This is a genomic window from Microcoleus sp. PH2017_24_DOB_U_A, assembly GCF_020738205.1.
In the GTDB taxonomy this organism is placed as follows: Bacteria; Cyanobacteriota; Cyanobacteriia; order Cyanobacteriales; family Microcoleaceae; genus Microcoleus.
Map to the genome: position 1 here is coordinate 1 of NZ_JAEQCT010000177.1, position 16,899 is coordinate 16,899.

A 16,899-nucleotide genomic window follows, 5' to 3' on the forward strand; every position below is an offset into this window, starting at 1 on the left:
GGTACGTAGTTGCGCTTCAGCGCTCTTTCCGAATATATATAAAAAACGAAAAATTAGGTACGTAGTTGCGCTTCAGCGCTCTTTCCGAATATATATAAAGAGCGCTGAAGCGCAACAACGTACCTTGATCCAATCTTTGTCGAGCAAACAAACTCAACCTCAAATATTGTACCAAGAATTCTTCTATAATTGGTATTATTAGTAGACGAGCAATTGCATTCATTTCCAGCGAGCAGAAAATCATCTGCGGTTTATGTATCAAAGTCAGATTTATTTAATTCAAGTCTAATAAGGTGCATATAGCATTTATCAGAAAGATGAGGTATGACTGTAAATGGAGTTTTTGATGCGACCTCGCTTACTATATCATAAATACTAAGAGGGCCCAAGCCCAACAACGTACCTCATCTTTCTAATAAGGTGCGTATTTCGCACCCTACACCTACAGATTAAAGCAGAGAACTAGCATTAATCAAACGCCCGTTTAAATCTGCCGGAGTCACATTCAACACAGTCCCCAACAAAGCATTAGTAAAACCGAATCTAATATTAGTAGCTTCCACACGCCCATTACGATCGGGATCGAGACTTTGCTGCGAGATGCCGCCCTTGGCTAACAAACTCGTTCCCCCCGAGATACTTCCTGGATCGAGTAACAGTAGTCTCGGATCGTTTAAACTATAACTCACTTGTTCAAAAGTGATATTGCTGCTGGTGAATGCCGTACTAATTCCGATTGAATCGCTAGACTTATCAAAATCGATAATTACGGCGTCAGGAACTTCATTTCCAACTAATCTAAGTCCAGCTTGATCGACTCTCAAAACAAAGACATCGTTGCCCGCACCTCCTTTGTAAACATCCACATCTCTGTCGCCAATTAAAGTATCGTTGCCGTCACCACCGACTAACAAATCAACACCTTGCCCCCCGCGCAGCAAATCATTTCCCACGCCGCCATCAACGAAATCACTATTTTTATCTCCCGTCAAGAAATCGTTTCCAGCTTCTCCCAAAACATCGTCATCAGCTTTGCCGCCGTAAATAGAATCATCGCCGGCACCGCCAAACAGACTGTCTTTACCATCGTTGCCGAAAATCCTTTCTGCATCTGACGCGCCCCTGACAGTATCATTGCCGCCCAGCATCCAAACTCCCCCAGGAAAACTGGCAAGTTGTCCCGGTGCAAGTGTAATATTTTCAGCAGTATTGTCTCCTACCAAGCGAGGGATGCCAGAATTATCGGGGGTGAGTACCATAGTTGTAAATTTTGTGCGATGTGATAATGGATATCTTGTAATATTCTACAGCTTGGCACAACCCGATCGCGCGATCGCACATTAAAATAAAAGTTAAAACTAGAGCCAATGCCAATTATCTTAGTTAAAGACTTAAGCAAAGTTTATCCCGTAGCGATTAAGGAACCGGGACTGAAAGGAACCATGCAGCACTTTTTTAAGCGCACTTACCGCAATATCAAAGCAGTTGAGGGCGTTTCTTTCAGTATTGAACCTGGTGAAGTGGTGGGGTTTCTCGGCGCTAACGGTGCGGGCAAAACTACGACGCTGAAAATGTTGACTGGTTTGATTTACCCGTCTGATGGTACTGTCACTGTGTGCGATCGTACTCCTTTTGGCCGCGAAGCAGCTTTTCTGCAAAGAATCACCTTAGTTATGGGGCAGAAACAGCAGTTAATTTGGGATTTACCCGTACTCGACTCTCTGCGAATCAATGCCGCAGTCTACGGCATTCCCGATCGAGATTACCGACAGCGAATTGGAGAATTGACAGAAATGCTGTCACTAGAAGGCAAATTAAATCAGGCGGTACGCAAGCTGTCTTTAGGCGAGCGAATGAAAGCGGAATTGATGGCCGCACTGCTGCACCAACCGGAGGTATTATTTTTAGATGAACCGACTTTAGGTTTGGATATCAACGCACAGTTTAGTGTCAGGCAATTTCTGCGAGAATATAACGAGCGCTATCAAGCAACTGTGCTTTTGACAAGTCACTATATGGCTGACATTACGGCTTTATGCAAGCGTGTTTTGTTAATCCATGAAGGGCAATTAGTTTATGATGGCAGTTTGGACGGATTGCTCGACAGGTTTGCACCTTACCGAGAAGTCCAGGTAAAATTAGCCGAACCGCTAGCAAAAGATAGCGCTTTTGCTTACGGCGAGGTAGAATCTATTGAAGGTAATTCAGTCCGGTTTTTGGTCAAAAGGGAGGAGCTGACGGCGAGCGTGTCGAAGATTTTAGCCCAGTTGGAAGTGATAGATTTGACTGTCACAGATCCGCCAATTGAAGAGGTAATCGGTCGAGTTTTTCGCACGGGAAAAGTGTAGAGTTCCCCCAGATTACCTAAAAAGCAAGGTGTTTTATTCTCAAGATAAAGATAGGTACGTTGTTGGGCTTCAGCCCTCTTTCTATATACGCCGAAAGAGGGCTAAAGCCCAACAACGTACCTTTACCTATAATTTTTTTAGTGAGATTGATATGAAAAGAATCATCAGAATTGCTAAAACTTTGCTACTGACTTACTACGCTTATATGCTCGAATACCGGGCAGAATTGTTTTTGTGGGCCCTGTCGGGAGCTTTGCCGTTTATCTTGATGGGCGTGTGGATGCAAGCATCAGAAAGTGGTCAGTTTGGGCTAAAGGCGATCGACTTTGCCCGTTACTTTTTGGCAGCTTTCATTGTCCGACAAACTAATGTTGTTTGGGTGATTTGGGAGTTTGAAAAAGAAGTAGTCCAAGGCAAGTTATCTAATAGATTGTTGCAGCCTCTAGATCCAGTATGGCATCACTTCGCATCTCATGTTTCCGAAAGGTTTGCGAGGCTACCTTTTGTATTCGGATTAGTGCTGCTGTTTTTTGCACTTTACCCACAGTCTTTTTGGGTGCCGAGTTTGGGCAGGTTTTTGCTGTTTTCCTTGGTTGTCGTCTTGGCTTTTTGCTTGCGGTTCCTGATCCAGTATACCTTTGCGCTGTTTGCTTTTTGGATAGAGCGCGCAAGTGCGATCGAGCAATTTTGGTTCTTGATTTACCTGTTTTTATCGGGAATTATCGCACCGTTAGAAGTGTTTCCCCCAGCAGTGCGCGCAGTGGTTTTGTGGACTCCGTTTCCTTATTTGATTCATTTTCCTGCTTCAATTTTGATCGGATTGCCCGTTGATGTTGGCCGTGGTTTGTTGGTGATGCTGGGTTGGGGTGTGGTGTTTTTTGTGTGGAATCGCTGGCTGTGGCGGCAGGGTTTAAAACAGTATTCCGGTATGGGAGCTTAAACAGTTGACAGTTGACAGTTGACAGTTGACAGTGAAGAATTGACAGTTGACAGTTGGCAATTGACAGTTGAGAGGGGACTATTGACAGTTGACACTTGACAGTTCATAGTGGATATTTAGCGAACAATCTCGGGCACTATCAACTATCAACTATCAACTGTCAACTATCAACTATCAACTGTCAATGACTGATAACTCACCACTCAAAAATAAATCTTTTGCGTTTGCCGTCCGAACGGTAAACCTATATAAATACTTGTTTTTCAATAAAAAAGAATATGTATTGTCAAAACAACTACTACGATCTGGAACAGCTATCGGTGCATTAGTTAGAGAAGCAGAACAAGCAGAAAGCAAAGCCGATTTTATTCATAAACTAGCGATAGCCCTCAAAGAAGCCCACGAAACTGAATACTGGATATTGCTACTTCGAGAAACCGATTATCTCACCCCAAAAGAAAGCGAATCAATCTTAAACGACCTAAAAGAACTCCTAAAACTACTAACCAGCATCATCAAAACAACCAAACAAAAACTCAATGACAGTTGACAGTGAGCAGAGGGACTGTTGACAGTGAACAGATGGACAGTGGATATTTACCGAACAATCTCCTGCCCTGTGAATTATCAATTATCAACTGTCAATTATCAACTGTCAATTATCAACTGTCACCACACCTCATGCAAAAATGCAATCGCCACCATACGACAATTGCATAAAAGTTAACTTTTTGTATCCATACATACAAAAGTTTACAAAAAATTCTTATATTAATAAAACCAACGACGGATAAACGAGATAAAAGAGATTCTAATGACAGCCAAAAAAAATCTGATTGTAATTGGCAATGGTATGGTAGGTCACAAGTTCCTAGAGTTAATGGTGAGCTCGGATGCTGCCAAAAACTGGAATTTAATTACTTTTTGTGAAGAGCAGCGGGTTGCTTACGATCGCGTAAACCTCAGCGGATTTTTCTCTGGGAAAACGGCGGGAGATTTATCTCTAGTTGCACCGGGATTTTATCAAGAAAATGGTATTCAAATTCACATCGGCGACAAAGCAGTCGCCATCAATCGCGAACAAAAAACTGTCTCTTCAGCCAACGGTTTAGAAGTTCCCTACGACAAACTTGTACTCGCTACGGGTTCCTATCCATTTGTACCGCCTATCAAAGGCAAAGACGCGGCTGGTACTTTTGTTTACCGGACAATTGACGATTTGGAGGCGATGTCAGATTATGCTAAAAATTGCAAAATAGGTGTAGTAATTGGCGGCGGTTTGTTAGGCTTGGAGTGCGCTAATGCTCTCCAAAATATGGGTTTAAAAACTCATGTGGTTGAGTTTGCGTCGCGGCTGATGCCCGTGCAAGTTGATGAGGTTGGTGGTGCGATTCTCCGTAACAAAATTGAGGAGTTGGGGGTTTCGGTTCACACTAGCAAATCTACCACCGAAATTGTTAGCGAAGATGGCAAAGTTTCTAAGATGCTGTTTGCTGATGGTTCGGAATTGGCAACGGATATGATTGTGTTTTCTGCTGGCATTCGCCCCCGAGATGAAATCGCCCGAGATTGCGGGATTGCGGTGGGAGAGCGCGGCGGTATTACGATCAATGATAGCTGCCAAACTTCGGATTCTGATATTTATGCGATCGGCGAATGTGCACTTTATCAAAATCGCATCTACGGTTTAGTTGCCCCTGGTTATACAATGGCTGGCGTAGCAGCAGATATTTTGAGCAGCGCTGCGGATGACGGGCAAGATGCCCGTCCCACTAGCACTTTCACTGGTGCGGATATGTCCACAAAACTGAAACTTTTGGGTGTGGATGTGGCGAGTTTTGGTGATGCTTTTGCGAATTCTGCCGGTGCTAAAGAGATTGTTGTTGCTGACAATTTCCAAGGCACTTACAAGAAATTAGTTTTAAATCAAGATGGTAGCCGAATTTTAGGCGGTATTCTCGTCGGAGATGCTTCTGCTTACGGCACTTTGCTGCAATTCATGCAAAATGATATTGCTTTGCCGCCACATCCAGAAGATTTGTTGATGCCACCGCGCGAAGGCGGAGCACCTGCTGGTTTTGGTGTGGAGAGTCTGCCGGATTCTGCTCAAATTTGTTCTTGCAATAATGTCAGCAAAGGGCAGATTTGTGAGGCGATTCGCGATCGCAATTTAACTGATGTCGGCAGTGTCAAGAAATGCACTCAAGCTGGTACGGGCTGCGGCGGTTGCGTGCCTTTGGTGACGGATATCTTTAAGTCGGAGATGAAGAAAGCCGGGTTTGCGGTCAAAAATAATCTCTGCGAACATTTTGAGTTTTCCCGTCAAGAATTGTACCATTTGGTGCGCTCTCAAGAGCTGAAAAGCTTTGATGAGACGATCGCCAAACACGGCAAAGGGCACGGCTGCGAAATTTGCAAGCCTGCTGTGGCTTCGATGCTGGCTTCTACTTGGAACGACCATATTCTAGAGAAGTCTCACGTTGGTTTGCAAGATACCAACGATTACTATTTGGCAAACATTCAGCGCGACGGTACTTATTCGGTGATACCGCGCATCCCGGGTGGAGAAATTACGCCGGAGAGGTTGATTGCTTTGGGAGAAGTTGCCAGGGATTTTGGGCTTTATACTAAGATTACTGGCGGACAGCGGATCGATTTGCTTGGTGCTCGGGTGGATCAGTTGCCGCATATTTGGCACCGCTTGATTGATGCGGGATTTGAGTCTGGACACGCTTACGGTAAGGCTTTGCGGACTGTCAAATCTTGTGTTGGTAGCACTTGGTGCCGCTTTGGGGTGCAGGATTCGACGAGTTTGGCGATCGAGGTTGAGTTGCGCTATCGCGGTTTGCGATCGCCCCACAAGCTCAAGTCTGCTGTCTCTGGCTGCACTCGCGAATGCGCGGAAGCTCAAAGCAAGGATTTTGGGATTATTGCTACTGAGAATGGTTGGAATTTGTACGTGTGCGGTAACGGCGGGATTAAGCCGCAGCACGCGGTTTTGCTGGCGGCGGATATCGATAAGGAAACTTTGATTAAGTATATCGATCGCTTTTTGGTCTTGTACATTCGCACGGCCGATCGCCTGGAACGCACCGCTACTTGGTTGAACAAGCTTGAGGGCGGTATTGAATACTTGAAGCAGGTGGTAATTGAAGATTCTCTGGGCATTTGTGCTGAGTTGGAGGCGCAGATGGAGCATTTGGTGAATACTTATCAATGCGAGTGGAAAACGACGATTGAAGACCCGCAAAAGGTGCAGCGATTCCAGCATTTTGTGAATTCCGATTTGCCAGATCCGAGTATTGTTCGTGTCGAGGAACGGGGACAAAATCGCCCTGCTTACGAGGATGAAAAGGCTCTAGCTGGAGTTTCGGAATAATTCCAAGCGTGTCAACTTGAACTTAAACCTATTGTCAGCTTGATTGTTTTAGGCAAAGCCCCGGATCCCCCCTAACCCCCCTTAAAAAGGGGGGGACAGGAGTATTATCAAAATTCTCCTAACCCCATTAAAAAAAGGGAGGAACAGGAGTATTATCTTGCGTCCCCCTTAAAAAGGGGGATCGTAGGTTTTAGCCAATTGTTGATAGGATGAAAGCCGTAGACTGGGAATGAGATTAGTCGTATTAAATTAACAGGAAAAAAATGGTTCAATCATTACAGGTTTCCGATACAGTAACAACTTGGGTAGATGTGTGCTCCCTGGATGCGATCGCCCCAAATACAGGAGTTTGCGCTTTGGTGGCTGGGGAACAAGTGGCTGTTTTCCGAGTGGGAAACGGGGATGAACTGTATGCTTTGAGCAATTACGACCCGTTTAGCAAGGCTTTTGTGTTGTCCCGAGGACTTGTGGGCGATCGCAGCGGCACTCTAAAAGTTGCTTCTCCGATTTACAAGCAGAATTTTAGCTTGGCTACTGGCCAGTGTTTGGACGATGAAACGGTAACAATTCCGACTTTTCGGGTTCGGGTTGCAGGCGATCGCGTCCAAGTAGCAGCTAGCTAGATTCAACGCCCCAATTGTTCGAGATCCATCCGCCAACACCCAACATTCCGATTGGGTGGTGGCGGATTTTGCATTGGGGCGCGATCGAGCCACTGGTTTTGCTATAAAATAGAGTCGATCGGCTGCATACTACAATCTGGATCGGACAGCGGTAGAAATCGCATCTACAGTCAAACTTTCGTCCGCCTGCACGGTGTAAAGAAGATAGCGTAATTTCAACCACTCGGTTTTCAATCCGCTATACAAGCGGGTTTTGTATCTATAGAAGCCGTTTCAACCGCGAGCGTCTTATTTCAGATTTTCAATCCAAACAAACTTTAGGGGGTAGGATATCACTATGTTATTAAAAAAACTTGTTGTCGAAAATAATCCCCAGACAGTGGCAGAGTTAATCGACGCACAACTCAAAACAGGTCAACTGACTGGGGCCGAACTCCAAACACAAGTTTTCGGCCAGCACTGGCGAGATGAATCTTTGCACGAATTCCTCCGAGAAATTGCAGCCAAGCTCGACAAAGAAACAGCGAGCGAAGTTATAGAATATTTGATAACTCAAAATGGTCAACAAGAAAAATTTATTAATTTATTTTTAGCAGCAGAATGCCTATCAAGAGTTAAAAATGGCATCAATGAAACAACAGAAAAAAAACTGTTAAACGCTTTAAAAAAGTTATCGCAATACGGTACGGTTTTTCTGATTCTTTATCAAAGCGCTGAAGAATTGCAGGAAACTTATCAAATTCGCTATCGATCGATCGCCGCGATCGCCCAAACTTGGAAAAACGACCCGCAAACCCTGCCTTGGCTCAAAATACTAGCACACTCCAGCGACAGCGGCGAAGTCCGCGCCACAGCAGTCAAAGCCATAGCCTGCGGTTGGCCTGACGAACCAGAAATTTATCTGATGCTCAAAAACCTCGCTAAATCCGATCGAAGCTGGGCAGTGCGATCGGCTGCAATCGAAGAAATGGCTTCTGGTTGGCCCTCTAACAGCGATACCTTGCCGCTGCTGGCGGTTCTGGCTCAGTCCGATCGCAGTCCCGCAGTCCGCACCTGCGCCCTGGAACAGTTGGCCTCTCGTTGGCCCGATCGCACAGATACCTTGCTGCTGCTGAGAACGGCCGCCGAATCCGACGAAAATTTGGGAGTGCGAGTCGTAGCGTGGCAAGAAATAGCCAGAGGTTGGCACAGCGTTTTAGGCACGGTGTCCCAGCTTCAAAACCTTGCCCAGACAGGAAGTTCTACCCTGCGAACAGTAGCGGTGCGGGAATTGGCAGCGGGTTGGCCCGCCGATGACGAGGTTTGCTTGCTGCTGAAAACCCTAGCCACCTCCGACAGCAACGAAGAAGTGCGAACAGCGGCGATCGAAGAATTGGCCTCGCGCTGGCCGGGCGAACCAGATATTTACCCGCTGCTGAAAAGTCTCGCCCAGTCCGACGCGAGTTCCACCGTCCGGCAGGCGGCAGTCCAAGGAATTGCCTCTGGCTGGCCATCTAAGCCCGAAACTCTGGCTTTTTTGCAAAATATAGCTACGAGCGATCTCGACGCCGAACTGCGCGAAATAGCCTTGCAACAAATTGCCTCCTGTTGGCCCGACAGCCCAGAGACACTGCCCCTGCTGCAAAAAATTGCGAACTCAGATGATTATTGGACTGTGCGGCAAGTGGTAGTAGTAGCCGCAGCCACCTTACCGTCAGCCAGTCTCGAAGTCTTTGAATGGTTGAAAATTCTGGCTGAATCAGACAGACACATCAACGTCCGAGAAACTGCGGTGGAACAGATAGCAAGAGGCTGGGGACACCGGGGCGAGACGCTGCCTTTTCTCAAACAACTGGCGGAGTCGGAGCCCAATTCTCACTTGCTGAGCGTGCTGGTGCGAGAAATAGCGCGGGGATGGCCGCAAGAGCCGGAAACCTTGTCTTGGTTGAAAATTCAGCTTGATGCTGGGGATGAGGAGGTGCGTGAGGTGGCGGTGCAGGAACTTGCTCGCAATTGGCCCGATGGTGCTGAAACTTTGCGGATGTTGGAGGCTAAAGCAGAGGGCGATGAGAGTTCGGCTGTTAGGAAAATTGCTTTGCAAAAGTTAGCCCGGGGGCGGACAAATGAGTCTCAAACTTTTGAGTGGCTGAAAATTAGGGCCGAGCAGGATGATGATTCGCAGGTGCGGGCGATCGCTCTGGTAGAGTTAATTCGGGGATGGAAGGACGAACCGGGAATGTTTGAGTTTTTGCGCCACAGAGCTCTTACCGATGCCTACGATAGAACAGGTTCTTTTGCTTACAATCCCCGGTTTACAGCACTCGAAGCAATTATCGAACATTATCCCGAAAATGAGGAAACTTTGCGATTGGTGCGATCGCTCGCAGTTTCCGACGTAGACGAGCAAGTGCGGGCTTTAGCGGGCCGCCAACTGGCGAGTCAAGATTGGTAATTGGTTGGCTGGTGGAGGAATAGTGCGATCGGGCTATTTATAACGGTGCTCAGAAAGATGAGGTATGTTGTTGGGCTTGGGCCCTTCTTAGTTTAGTGGTTATATGAGCTGTCAGTTATACCTCATCTTTTTGAGAAAGGCTATATATTGATTTTGCCGCACGATTGATGTTGATTCTTGTACCGAATTGATGTTGATTTTTCCACGCGAGCGATGGGTATTTTTCCACGCGAGCGATGGGTATTTTTCCACGCGAGCGATGGGTATTTTTCCACGCGAGCGATGGGTATTTTTCACGCGAGCGATGGGTATTTTTCCACGCGAGCGATGGGTATTTTTCCACGCGAGCGGGGACGCTCGCACTGTGGGATTTCCGACAATTTTTGTTGATTTTTGCTCGGGATTGGGCTATTCTTTCCCGCGAGCGGGGACGCTCGCACTGTGCAATTTCCGGCGATTTTTGCCAATTTTGATCCGCGAGCGATGGGTATTTTTTCACGCGAGCGGGGACGCTCGCACTGTGCAATTTCCGGCGATTTTTGCCAATTTTGATCCGCGAGCGATGGGTATTTTTCCACGCGAGCGGGGACGCTCGCACTGTGGGATTTCCAGCGATTTTTGCCAATTTTGATCCGCGAGCGATGGGTATTTTTCCACGCGAGCGGGGACGCTCGCACTGTAGGATTTCCAGCGATTTTTGCCAATTTTGATCCGCGAGCGATGGGTATTTTTCCACGCGAGCGGGGACGCTCGCACTGTAGGATTTCCGGCGATTTTTGCCAATTTTTCCACGCCGTCCCTGGCACTCAATCCAATTTGCAATTAAATGAGGTAAATCAATGTCATTGAAACAAGATTTTATTCAATTACCACTCCCCAAGAATATCCATTTTATAACATTCGTTACCTGGGAAAGACTAGAACTAACTCCACCGGCTCGACAAGTTGTTCTAGATTCTACCTTGCACTTTCACAACCAAAGATATCAACTATTCGCTGCCGTTATTATGCCAGATCACGTACATCTTTTGCTTCAGCCTTTTCCGAAGTCTGATTCTCAAGACTGGTCAATTGGAAGCTTGCTTCATAGTCTTAAAGGTTTCAGTTCAACCGAGATTCCTAAAGTAATGAAGCATATCGGTAAAGTTTGGCAAGATGGGCGACACGCGGAAATTATTAACAGCCACCAACATTTTATCAATACCTGGGAATATATTAAACAAAATCCTGTCAAAGCTAACTTATCAGATACACCTGAAAAATATCCTTTTTTCTGGGAAAACAGCTAATCTGACGACAAAAAGTGCTGTCCCCGCTCGCGGCCCGGGGTGAAACACGCGATCGCAAAAAAACAGTGCGAGCGTCCCCGCTCGCGGGCTTTCGAGAAACTCGCGGGCTTTTGTGTACGCAGAAACAGTGCGAGCGTCCCCGCTCGCGTGTACAATACGCGAGCTCCGGAAAGCACTCTAAATGCAAAACTGAGATGCTCCCTATTCATTCCCACAAAAGGGCGATCGCAAATCGCACCGCTTCCCCCATCATCGAACAGCGAATACTCGCCGACGCCGTTTTCTCCCACCTCAACAACTGTTCCCGAAAACCCGCGTCTTGCTTGGCCCGCTCCACGATCGCCTGACTGATTACTTTCTTCTGAATCTGAATAGTCGGAACACCTTCCTGCTTCAAATAATCCAACAACCGCTGTACGCTTTCAGAGAATTTATCCGGCGTCTGAGACATCAAAATAAACGAAATTTGGCGCACCATTCGCTCGTAGATTTCCTGTCTTCTGAGCAACACCTCTTTTGGGAGCGGCCTTGGTGGCTGCGGTGTTGCTGACTCCTCCTGCGAACCGTTATCCGCAACAGCCAATCCCAGCAAAATCAAAATTTCAGCGCCCTTAGCTAAAACCTTTTCCAACATATCTGGATAAAGCGCCAATATGCGATCGCCCAAAATCTTACCATTCACCAAACGGTTCGCGCTCAGCCGCAGTAAATTTTGCTCTCGGGCAGACTCAAAAAATTGAATGTTCAACTGAAGTTCGCAACTCTCTAACTCCACCCGACGCACCGTAAACACCAAAGCCTCCCAATTAGGAAACTCACCAAAACACACCTCCACAATCGAACTTTCCTCGTGATACTGCTGTCCCAATTCCCCAGACTCAAAATCGCGATCGACCGGAAAGCGATTTGCCACAACTTTCGCAGTATAATCAAAGTCAGTAAAAACATAACGACAGTTAACTTTAGACAGCTCGACATCTTGAACCTGCCAATTTTGAATGCAGCACCCCGTAAGCTGCGCCCCCTCCAAATCCGTCCGAATTAAATGGCACTCAATCAAACAAGCTTCTCTTAAATCCGCTTCAGCCAACATCGAATCCACCAAATAAGCGCCGCTTAAATCAGCTTTCCGCAAATCAGCACTGCGTAAATTAGCCTCGCTCAAATCCGCCCGCAGCAAATACACTTCTTGCAAGTTAGCTCGCAGCAAAAGCGCCTGCTTAAAACTCGCTTTCAATAAATAAGCACCCGCCAGATTCGCTCGACTCAAATCAGCCCGATCCAGCACCGCCTCAGTCAAATCCGCCCCCGCCAGCACAGCTCGGTGCAAGTCAGCGCCCGTCAGATTTGCCGATCGCAAAATCGCACCATTCAAGTCAGCTTCAATCAAATTTGCACCGCTCAAAATTGCCGATCGCAAATTCGCTTCCACCAAATGCGCTTCCCGCAAATTAGCACCCGTCAAATTCGCACCAACAAGACTCGCGCGGTTGAGATTCGCCTCCATCAATTCCGCCCCCATCAACTGCGCGCCGTCGAGTTTAGCTTTTTCTAAATTAATTTGGTCAGATTTAACTCCTTGAAGATTAGCACCGCCCAAATCCGCCTCGCACAGCGCCGCCCAATTAAGATCTGCTGCTTCCAAACAACCAAGACGCAAATCTGCTTTCGCAAGATTTGCTCCGCTCAAATTTGCCCCAGTCAGATTCGCCCCAGCCATCCCCGCACTGCGGAGATCCGCGCGGCGCAAACAAGCCCCAATTAACTTAGCATTGCTCAAAAAACACCAGCTCAAATTAGCACCCGTCAAGTTAGCACCAGTTAAGTCTATTTCTCGAAGGTTGACACCGCTTAAACTAGCACCGCTGAGGTCAATATGAGCAAAGTTACGCTCTCCCTCTTGGTAGCGCTGTAAAAATTCCTGTATTTGCATTCGCAGGGGAAGGGGAAGGTAAAAAACAATTTATAGTCGGGTAAAATAACAGTTATCTCGTTTGTAGTGAGGACTTCAGTCCTCGGATTTTATGCGGACTGAAGTCCTCACTACAGGGAGCCTCTGAGTTTTGCATTTGTAGTGCGAGCGTCCCCGCTCGCGTGCTTTATAAAGCACGCGAGCGGGGACAGCACTGAAAGAAAAAATGCTTTTTGCAAAAATGAGATGCTCCCTCACTACAAACCTATTTGATTGCGAGCTATCTACCGGACATCAGAGGATTCAGAAATGGCATTGACTCTATAATCTTAGAGAAATCTCTGCAATTCCTGTTGCAAATACTTTGCCCATTTAGTTGCTAGAGGAACTTCTGTAAAAGGAACCTGCACCGCCGCAGTATCTTTTAACAGAAATTCTATGGCGATCGCTTTTCCAGAATTCGGCGGCGATTCTAAATCTACCACAGCACCGTTAACTAACAACCGCAGCGACTGCACATTTTTCAACGAAAAACTTTGCAAATTCACAGGGCCGCTGCGAGTAGGTTTCCCCCAAGTCAAACAGTCTTCTTGCTGACCGAGTACAGCATAAATATCGTATTTTGCCTTAGCGAATTGTTCCGCCCAGACGCGATACGCTTCTAACTTTTGATACTCGTTCCATCCAGCCCAAGCCAGAGCAATAAAAAGTGCCAGCAGCGGCAGCCACATTAAACCTCTTTCCATGCAATATCCTTTTCATTCAGTTGACAGTTGACAGTTGACAGTTGACAGATGAGGGCGACCTCTACCTAAAAGGAAGAGGATTGGAGTAATGAATAGTTTTCTTTTAATTTATCCGGATCGGGGAGAGGCTTTAAACCAATTATTTCTGGTAAAAAATACTCCCGGTTTTGTTTGCCATCTCCTCTCATGATACAATTGATTGAACTCCTCAAACTTGCTCGGCAATTTAAACTAGAAATTATACCAATTTGCGATCGCACGGGCAGCCCCCACCACCACATACCAAAGGCCCGCCCGCGAGTTATCCAGCAGCCGCCGACCGTAAAACTGGCGATCGCACTGAAAATTGGGTTATTGTGGTGAACAAGCCTTCCCTAAACGGACGATCGGCCATGAAAAAGTTTTTCCTTTTGTGCTTATTTTTAATCGGGCTCGGCTGGGCGATTTCAAATTTCCCAGGACTGGCTACTCAAGGCACTTACGACTCGATTGTGCTGGATTTCCGCGAAGATATCGGTGCTGCCCAGATTGCCAAAGAAGTAAATGCGATCGCCCAACAGTACCAAATATCACCCCAACTCAACAGCGAATTCTCAACATCAGATAATGTGTATGTTGTCAAGGGCGATCGCACTTTGCTAAACGCCCTGAGAAAATCAAATTTGGCTAAAGATACCGAATACATTGAACCGAACTACGTATACAGCGCTTTCGAGATTCCCAACGACCCCATGTATACCAAGCAGTGGAATCTTCGCAGCATCAACGTAGAATCTGCCTGGAACGAAACCAAAGGCAGCGGTACAACAGTAGCGATAATTGACACCGGCATTACCCCCGTTGCCGACTTAAAAGAAACCAAATTTGTACCGGGCTACGACTTTGTAAACGATCGCGCCGAAGCCTACGATGACCACGGCCACGGTACTCACGTCGCAGGTACTGTCGCCCAATCAACTAACAACAACTACGGCGTCGCAGGCATCGCCTACGAAGCAGCTTTAATGCCGCTCAAAGTATTAGGCGGCAGCGGTGGCGGTACAGTTTCCGACATTGCCGAAGCAATTAAATTTGCAGCAGACAATGGCGCAGATGTCATCAACATGAGTTTAGGTGGCGGCGGCGAAAGTCAGTTAATGGAAGAGGCGATCGACTACGCCCACTCTAAAGGCGTTGTCATCATCGCAGCCGCAGGCAACTCCGGCGAAAGTTCCGCTTCCTATCCCGCCCGCTATCCCCACGTCATCGGCGTTTCTGCCCTCGGCCCCAACGAAGAAAAAGCCGATTATTCCAATTTCGGCGCCGGGGTTGACATTTCTGCCCCCGGTGGTTCTGAACTGGGCAAAATTCTCCAAAGTACGATCGACCCAGAAACAGGAAACGAAGTCTTTGAAGCCTACCAAGGCACCAGCATGGCTTCTCCCCACGTCGCCGGCGTAGCAGCCCTAATCAAAGCCTCCGGCATCACAGAACCAGACCAAATTCGCAGCATACTCTTGCAATCCTCGCGAAATGTCACAGAAGACCCCTTAAACCATTTTGGTTCGGGACATCTAGACGCAGGCGCAGCAGTTCAGCTAGCCCAGCGCGGACAAATCAACTTCCGCGACTTCTTCCGCTGGCTGCGCGACAACGGCTATCTCAGCCCCCGCTTCTGGATTGACGGCGGTGCAGTCGCCCTGTTGCCGAAAATTGCCATGGTGCTCGGTTCTTACCTGCTGGCTTTCATTTTGCGGAATTATTTCCCCTTCCAGTGGACTTGGGGCTTTTCCGGCGGCTTGATTGCTGGAAGTTCTGGCTTCTGTTTCCTCCGCAACTTGTTCGTATTTGACTTGCCGCAGTGGCCGATGAGAATCATGGGTAGTTCTATCCCCGAACTCGGCGGTGCAATTAACGGCAGCAGTATGCTGAATCCCTTATTTGCTAGCGTTTTAATTCCCGGGATTTTGATTGTTTTGCTGTTGGGACACAGAGAGTGGAAGTGGATCGCGATCGCAACTTCGATCGGCTTTGCTAGCTGTTTAGCAGTGAATGCTGTTCTCTCTCCCGCAGTTTGGGGATTGGGAACTGGTTTAGTAGCACAAACATTCTTGATTGTCAATGCTTTGTTGTGTTTTGGATTGGCACGTTTGGCTATTAAAACAGAGGCGCAGTCAGCATGAGTATTACAGTCAAAGGCGAAATTGAACGCAAAGGATTAGGCCCGGGCACTTGGGCTTTAATCGGCGAAGATGGGGAAACTTACGAACTTAAGGATGCTCCTTCTGAGTTGAAAAAAGCTGGTCTTAAAGTCAGCGTCAAAGGTGAAATCCGCAAGGATGTAATGACTTTTGCGATGATCGGCCCGGTGCTTGAGGTGCAGTCTTTCGATCTGTTGTAGGTCGATCGACTCGATCCAGCTTTCGATCAAAAAAAACCCCGGCCAAAATTGGCTGGGGTTTATTAATCAGGGTGCATCTACATAATTTAATCTCCGCTCCGACAGCACCACATTCAGGAAAATTTAGAAAATTTATTTCAGCAACTCGGTTTCTTCTCACATCTTGCACCATTCTCAAGAACGGGCAAGATGCCCGTTCCACAAAAGATGAATTTTCTTGTGGAACAGGCATCTTGCCTGTTCATAAAAAGGTAATTGAGAATGGTGCAAGATCTCAGTTTCTTTCAACATTTGTCGTAACCCAAGAGCAAAACTCCTAGAAACCGGGTTTCTGAGCTTATACTTCAGCCCTCAAACAGTCGCTACCTCTGGTTATATCTAATTTTTGCCAAAAAAAACCCGGCCAAAATTGGTCGGGAGTTAATTAATCAGGGTGCATCTACCAATTAAGCTTCCTCAGAATTCCAGCGCAATCCGGAAACTTACCTCAATTTTTTTCAGCATCAGCCTTAACACAAAAAAAACCCGGCCAAAATTGGCGCGGGAGTTAATTAATCAGGGTGCATCTACTAATCTAATCTCCGGCGCGACATTACCTCGTTCCGGACTGTTTGGGAAATTAGTCAGAGTTGATGGCTTGATATCGTTTCCGGTTGGATCGGAATTATTTAACCGCAGAGAGCGCAGAGAGCACAGAGAGAGAAGATGGACATGAATACAGGGCGATGCAATCGGATTTGATATGAGGTGCGATCGACAAAAAAAACTCCCGGGCCAAAATTGGTTGGGAGTTAATTAATCAGGGTGCATCTACTAATTTAGTCTCCGGTAGCACCGTACCTCTTTCGGGA

14 protein-coding genes are annotated in these 16,899 nt (G+C 47.0%); 10 read left to right on the forward strand and 4 right to left on the reverse strand.

From position 1 onward, the window contains the following. Positions 1 to 449: 449 nt before the first annotated feature. Positions 450 to 1,259 carry a calcium-binding protein gene (locus JGK07_RS32175; protein WP_293193734.1) on the reverse strand — a complete coding sequence of 270 codons (810 nt, stop codon included), beginning with the start codon at positions 1,257 to 1,259 and terminating at the stop codon, positions 450 to 452. Positions 1,260 to 1,367: 108 nt separating this feature from the next. Here JGK07_RS32175 and JGK07_RS32180 point away from each other — a divergent pair, with 108 nt between their 5' ends. The 6 genes from JGK07_RS32180 to JGK07_RS32205 all read left to right on the forward strand — a co-directional run bounded on the left by JGK07_RS32180 (position 1,368) and on the right by JGK07_RS32205 (position 9,721). Further along, positions 1,368 to 2,348, forward strand: a complete 981-nt coding sequence (locus JGK07_RS32180; protein ID WP_293207204.1) for an ATP-binding cassette domain-containing protein — start codon at positions 1,368 to 1,370, stop codon at positions 2,346 to 2,348. 151 nt (positions 2,349 to 2,499) lie between these two features. Then, the gene (locus JGK07_RS32185; RefSeq protein WP_293186585.1) at positions 2,500 to 3,288 is read left to right on the forward strand and encodes an ABC-2 family transporter protein; all 789 of its coding nucleotides are present in this window, start codon (positions 2,500 to 2,502) and stop codon (positions 3,286 to 3,288) included. 184 nt (positions 3,289 to 3,472) lie between these two features. Then, positions 3,473 to 3,838 (forward strand): four helix bundle protein, encoded by a 366-nt coding sequence (locus JGK07_RS32190; protein WP_293186586.1) that lies wholly within the window; start codon positions 3,473 to 3,475, stop codon positions 3,836 to 3,838. A gap of 264 nt (positions 3,839 to 4,102) precedes the next feature. Beyond that, positions 4,103 to 6,667: a nitrite reductase large subunit NirB gene (gene nirB, locus JGK07_RS32195; RefSeq protein ID WP_293212313.1), complete on the forward strand. Its 2,565-nt coding sequence runs from the start codon at positions 4,103 to 4,105 to the stop codon at positions 6,665 to 6,667. Between the two features lie 263 nt (positions 6,668 to 6,930). Next, complete coding sequence (nirD, locus tag JGK07_RS32200; RefSeq protein WP_293143783.1) at positions 6,931 to 7,290, forward strand: nitrite reductase small subunit NirD; 360 nt, start codon at positions 6,931 to 6,933, stop codon at positions 7,288 to 7,290. A gap of 337 nt (positions 7,291 to 7,627) precedes the next feature. Then, the gene (locus JGK07_RS32205) at positions 7,628 to 9,721 is read left to right on the forward strand and encodes a HEAT repeat domain-containing protein (protein WP_293243482.1); all 2,094 of its coding nucleotides are present in this window, start codon (positions 7,628 to 7,630) and stop codon (positions 9,719 to 9,721) included. Positions 9,722 to 9,836: 115 nt separating this feature from the next. On the opposite strand, the gene JGK07_RS32210 is transcribed toward JGK07_RS32205, so the two are convergent. Beyond that, positions 9,837 to 10,457 carry a hypothetical protein gene (locus JGK07_RS32210; RefSeq protein WP_293291228.1) on the reverse strand — a complete coding sequence of 207 codons (621 nt, stop codon included), beginning with the start codon at positions 10,455 to 10,457 and terminating at the stop codon, positions 9,837 to 9,839. A 103-nt stretch (positions 10,458 to 10,560) separates the two neighbouring features. Here JGK07_RS32210 and JGK07_RS32215 point away from each other — a divergent pair, with 103 nt between their 5' ends. Continuing rightward, positions 10,561 to 11,010 carry a transposase gene (locus tag JGK07_RS32215; protein WP_293186592.1) on the forward strand — a complete coding sequence of 150 codons (450 nt, stop codon included), beginning with the start codon at positions 10,561 to 10,563 and terminating at the stop codon, positions 11,008 to 11,010. 205 nt (positions 11,011 to 11,215) lie between these two features. On the opposite strand, the gene JGK07_RS32220 is transcribed toward JGK07_RS32215, so the two are convergent. Both JGK07_RS32220 and JGK07_RS32225 read right to left on the reverse strand, forming a co-directional pair. Next, a complete protein-coding gene (locus JGK07_RS32220; RefSeq protein WP_293243488.1) occupies positions 11,216 to 12,943 on the reverse strand; it encodes a pentapeptide repeat-containing protein in 1,728 nt (575 codons plus the stop codon). A gap of 308 nt (positions 12,944 to 13,251) precedes the next feature. Then, complete coding sequence (locus JGK07_RS32225) at positions 13,252 to 13,668, reverse strand: hypothetical protein (protein ID WP_293186595.1); 417 nt, start codon at positions 13,666 to 13,668, stop codon at positions 13,252 to 13,254. Between the two features lie 186 nt (positions 13,669 to 13,854). Between JGK07_RS32225 and JGK07_RS32230 the strand changes: the two genes are divergently transcribed. Genes JGK07_RS32230 through JGK07_RS32240 form a run of 3 tightly spaced genes read left to right on the forward strand, consistent with a single transcriptional unit; the run spans position 13,855 to position 16,048 of the window. Next, positions 13,855 to 14,031 (forward strand): hypothetical protein, encoded by a 177-nt coding sequence (locus tag JGK07_RS32230; protein ID WP_293243491.1) that lies wholly within the window; start codon positions 13,855 to 13,857, stop codon positions 14,029 to 14,031. 29 nt (positions 14,032 to 14,060) lie between these two features. Beyond that, complete coding sequence (locus JGK07_RS32235) at positions 14,061 to 15,830, forward strand: S8 family peptidase (RefSeq protein WP_293186599.1); 1,770 nt, start codon at positions 14,061 to 14,063, stop codon at positions 15,828 to 15,830. Then, positions 15,827 to 16,048: a hypothetical protein gene (locus JGK07_RS32240; RefSeq protein ID WP_293186601.1), complete on the forward strand. Its 222-nt coding sequence runs from the start codon at positions 15,827 to 15,829 to the stop codon at positions 16,046 to 16,048. The genes JGK07_RS32235 and JGK07_RS32240 overlap by 4 nt, the downstream gene beginning before the upstream one ends. Positions 16,049 to 16,899 lie beyond the last annotated feature (851 nt).

Excerpts from the sequence above, each read along its gene's own strand:
- JGK07_RS32205 (WP_293243482.1), top strand. The coding sequence starts at position 7,628 with ATGTTATTAAAAAAACTTGTTGTCGAAAATAATCCCCAGACAGTGGCA.
- JGK07_RS32240 (WP_293186601.1), top strand. The coding sequence starts at position 15,827 with ATGAGTATTACAGTCAAAGGCGAAATTGAACGCAAAGGATTAGGCCCG.
- nirD (WP_293143783.1), top strand. The coding sequence starts at position 6,931 with ATGGTTCAATCATTACAGGTTTCCGATACAGTAACAACTTGGGTAGAT.
- JGK07_RS32215 (WP_293186592.1), top strand. The coding sequence starts at position 10,561 with ATGTCATTGAAACAAGATTTTATTCAATTACCACTCCCCAAGAATATC.
- JGK07_RS32175 (WP_293193734.1), bottom strand. The coding sequence starts at position 1,259 with ATGGTACTCACCCCCGATAATTCTGGCATCCCTCGCTTGGTAGGAGAC.
- JGK07_RS32235 (WP_293186599.1), top strand. The coding sequence starts at position 14,061 with ATGAAAAAGTTTTTCCTTTTGTGCTTATTTTTAATCGGGCTCGGCTGG.
- JGK07_RS32185 (WP_293186585.1), top strand. The coding sequence starts at position 2,500 with ATGAAAAGAATCATCAGAATTGCTAAAACTTTGCTACTGACTTACTAC.
- JGK07_RS32230 (WP_293243491.1), top strand. The coding sequence starts at position 13,855 with ATGATACAATTGATTGAACTCCTCAAACTTGCTCGGCAATTTAAACTA.
- JGK07_RS32190 (WP_293186586.1), top strand. The coding sequence starts at position 3,473 with ATGACTGATAACTCACCACTCAAAAATAAATCTTTTGCGTTTGCCGTC.
- JGK07_RS32220 (WP_293243488.1), bottom strand. The coding sequence starts at position 12,943 with ATGCAAATACAGGAATTTTTACAGCGCTACCAAGAGGGAGAGCGTAAC.
- nirB (WP_293212313.1), top strand. The coding sequence starts at position 4,103 with ATGACAGCCAAAAAAAATCTGATTGTAATTGGCAATGGTATGGTAGGT.
- JGK07_RS32180 (WP_293207204.1), top strand. The coding sequence starts at position 1,368 with ATGCCAATTATCTTAGTTAAAGACTTAAGCAAAGTTTATCCCGTAGCG.
- JGK07_RS32225 (WP_293186595.1), bottom strand. The coding sequence starts at position 13,668 with ATGGAAAGAGGTTTAATGTGGCTGCCGCTGCTGGCACTTTTTATTGCT.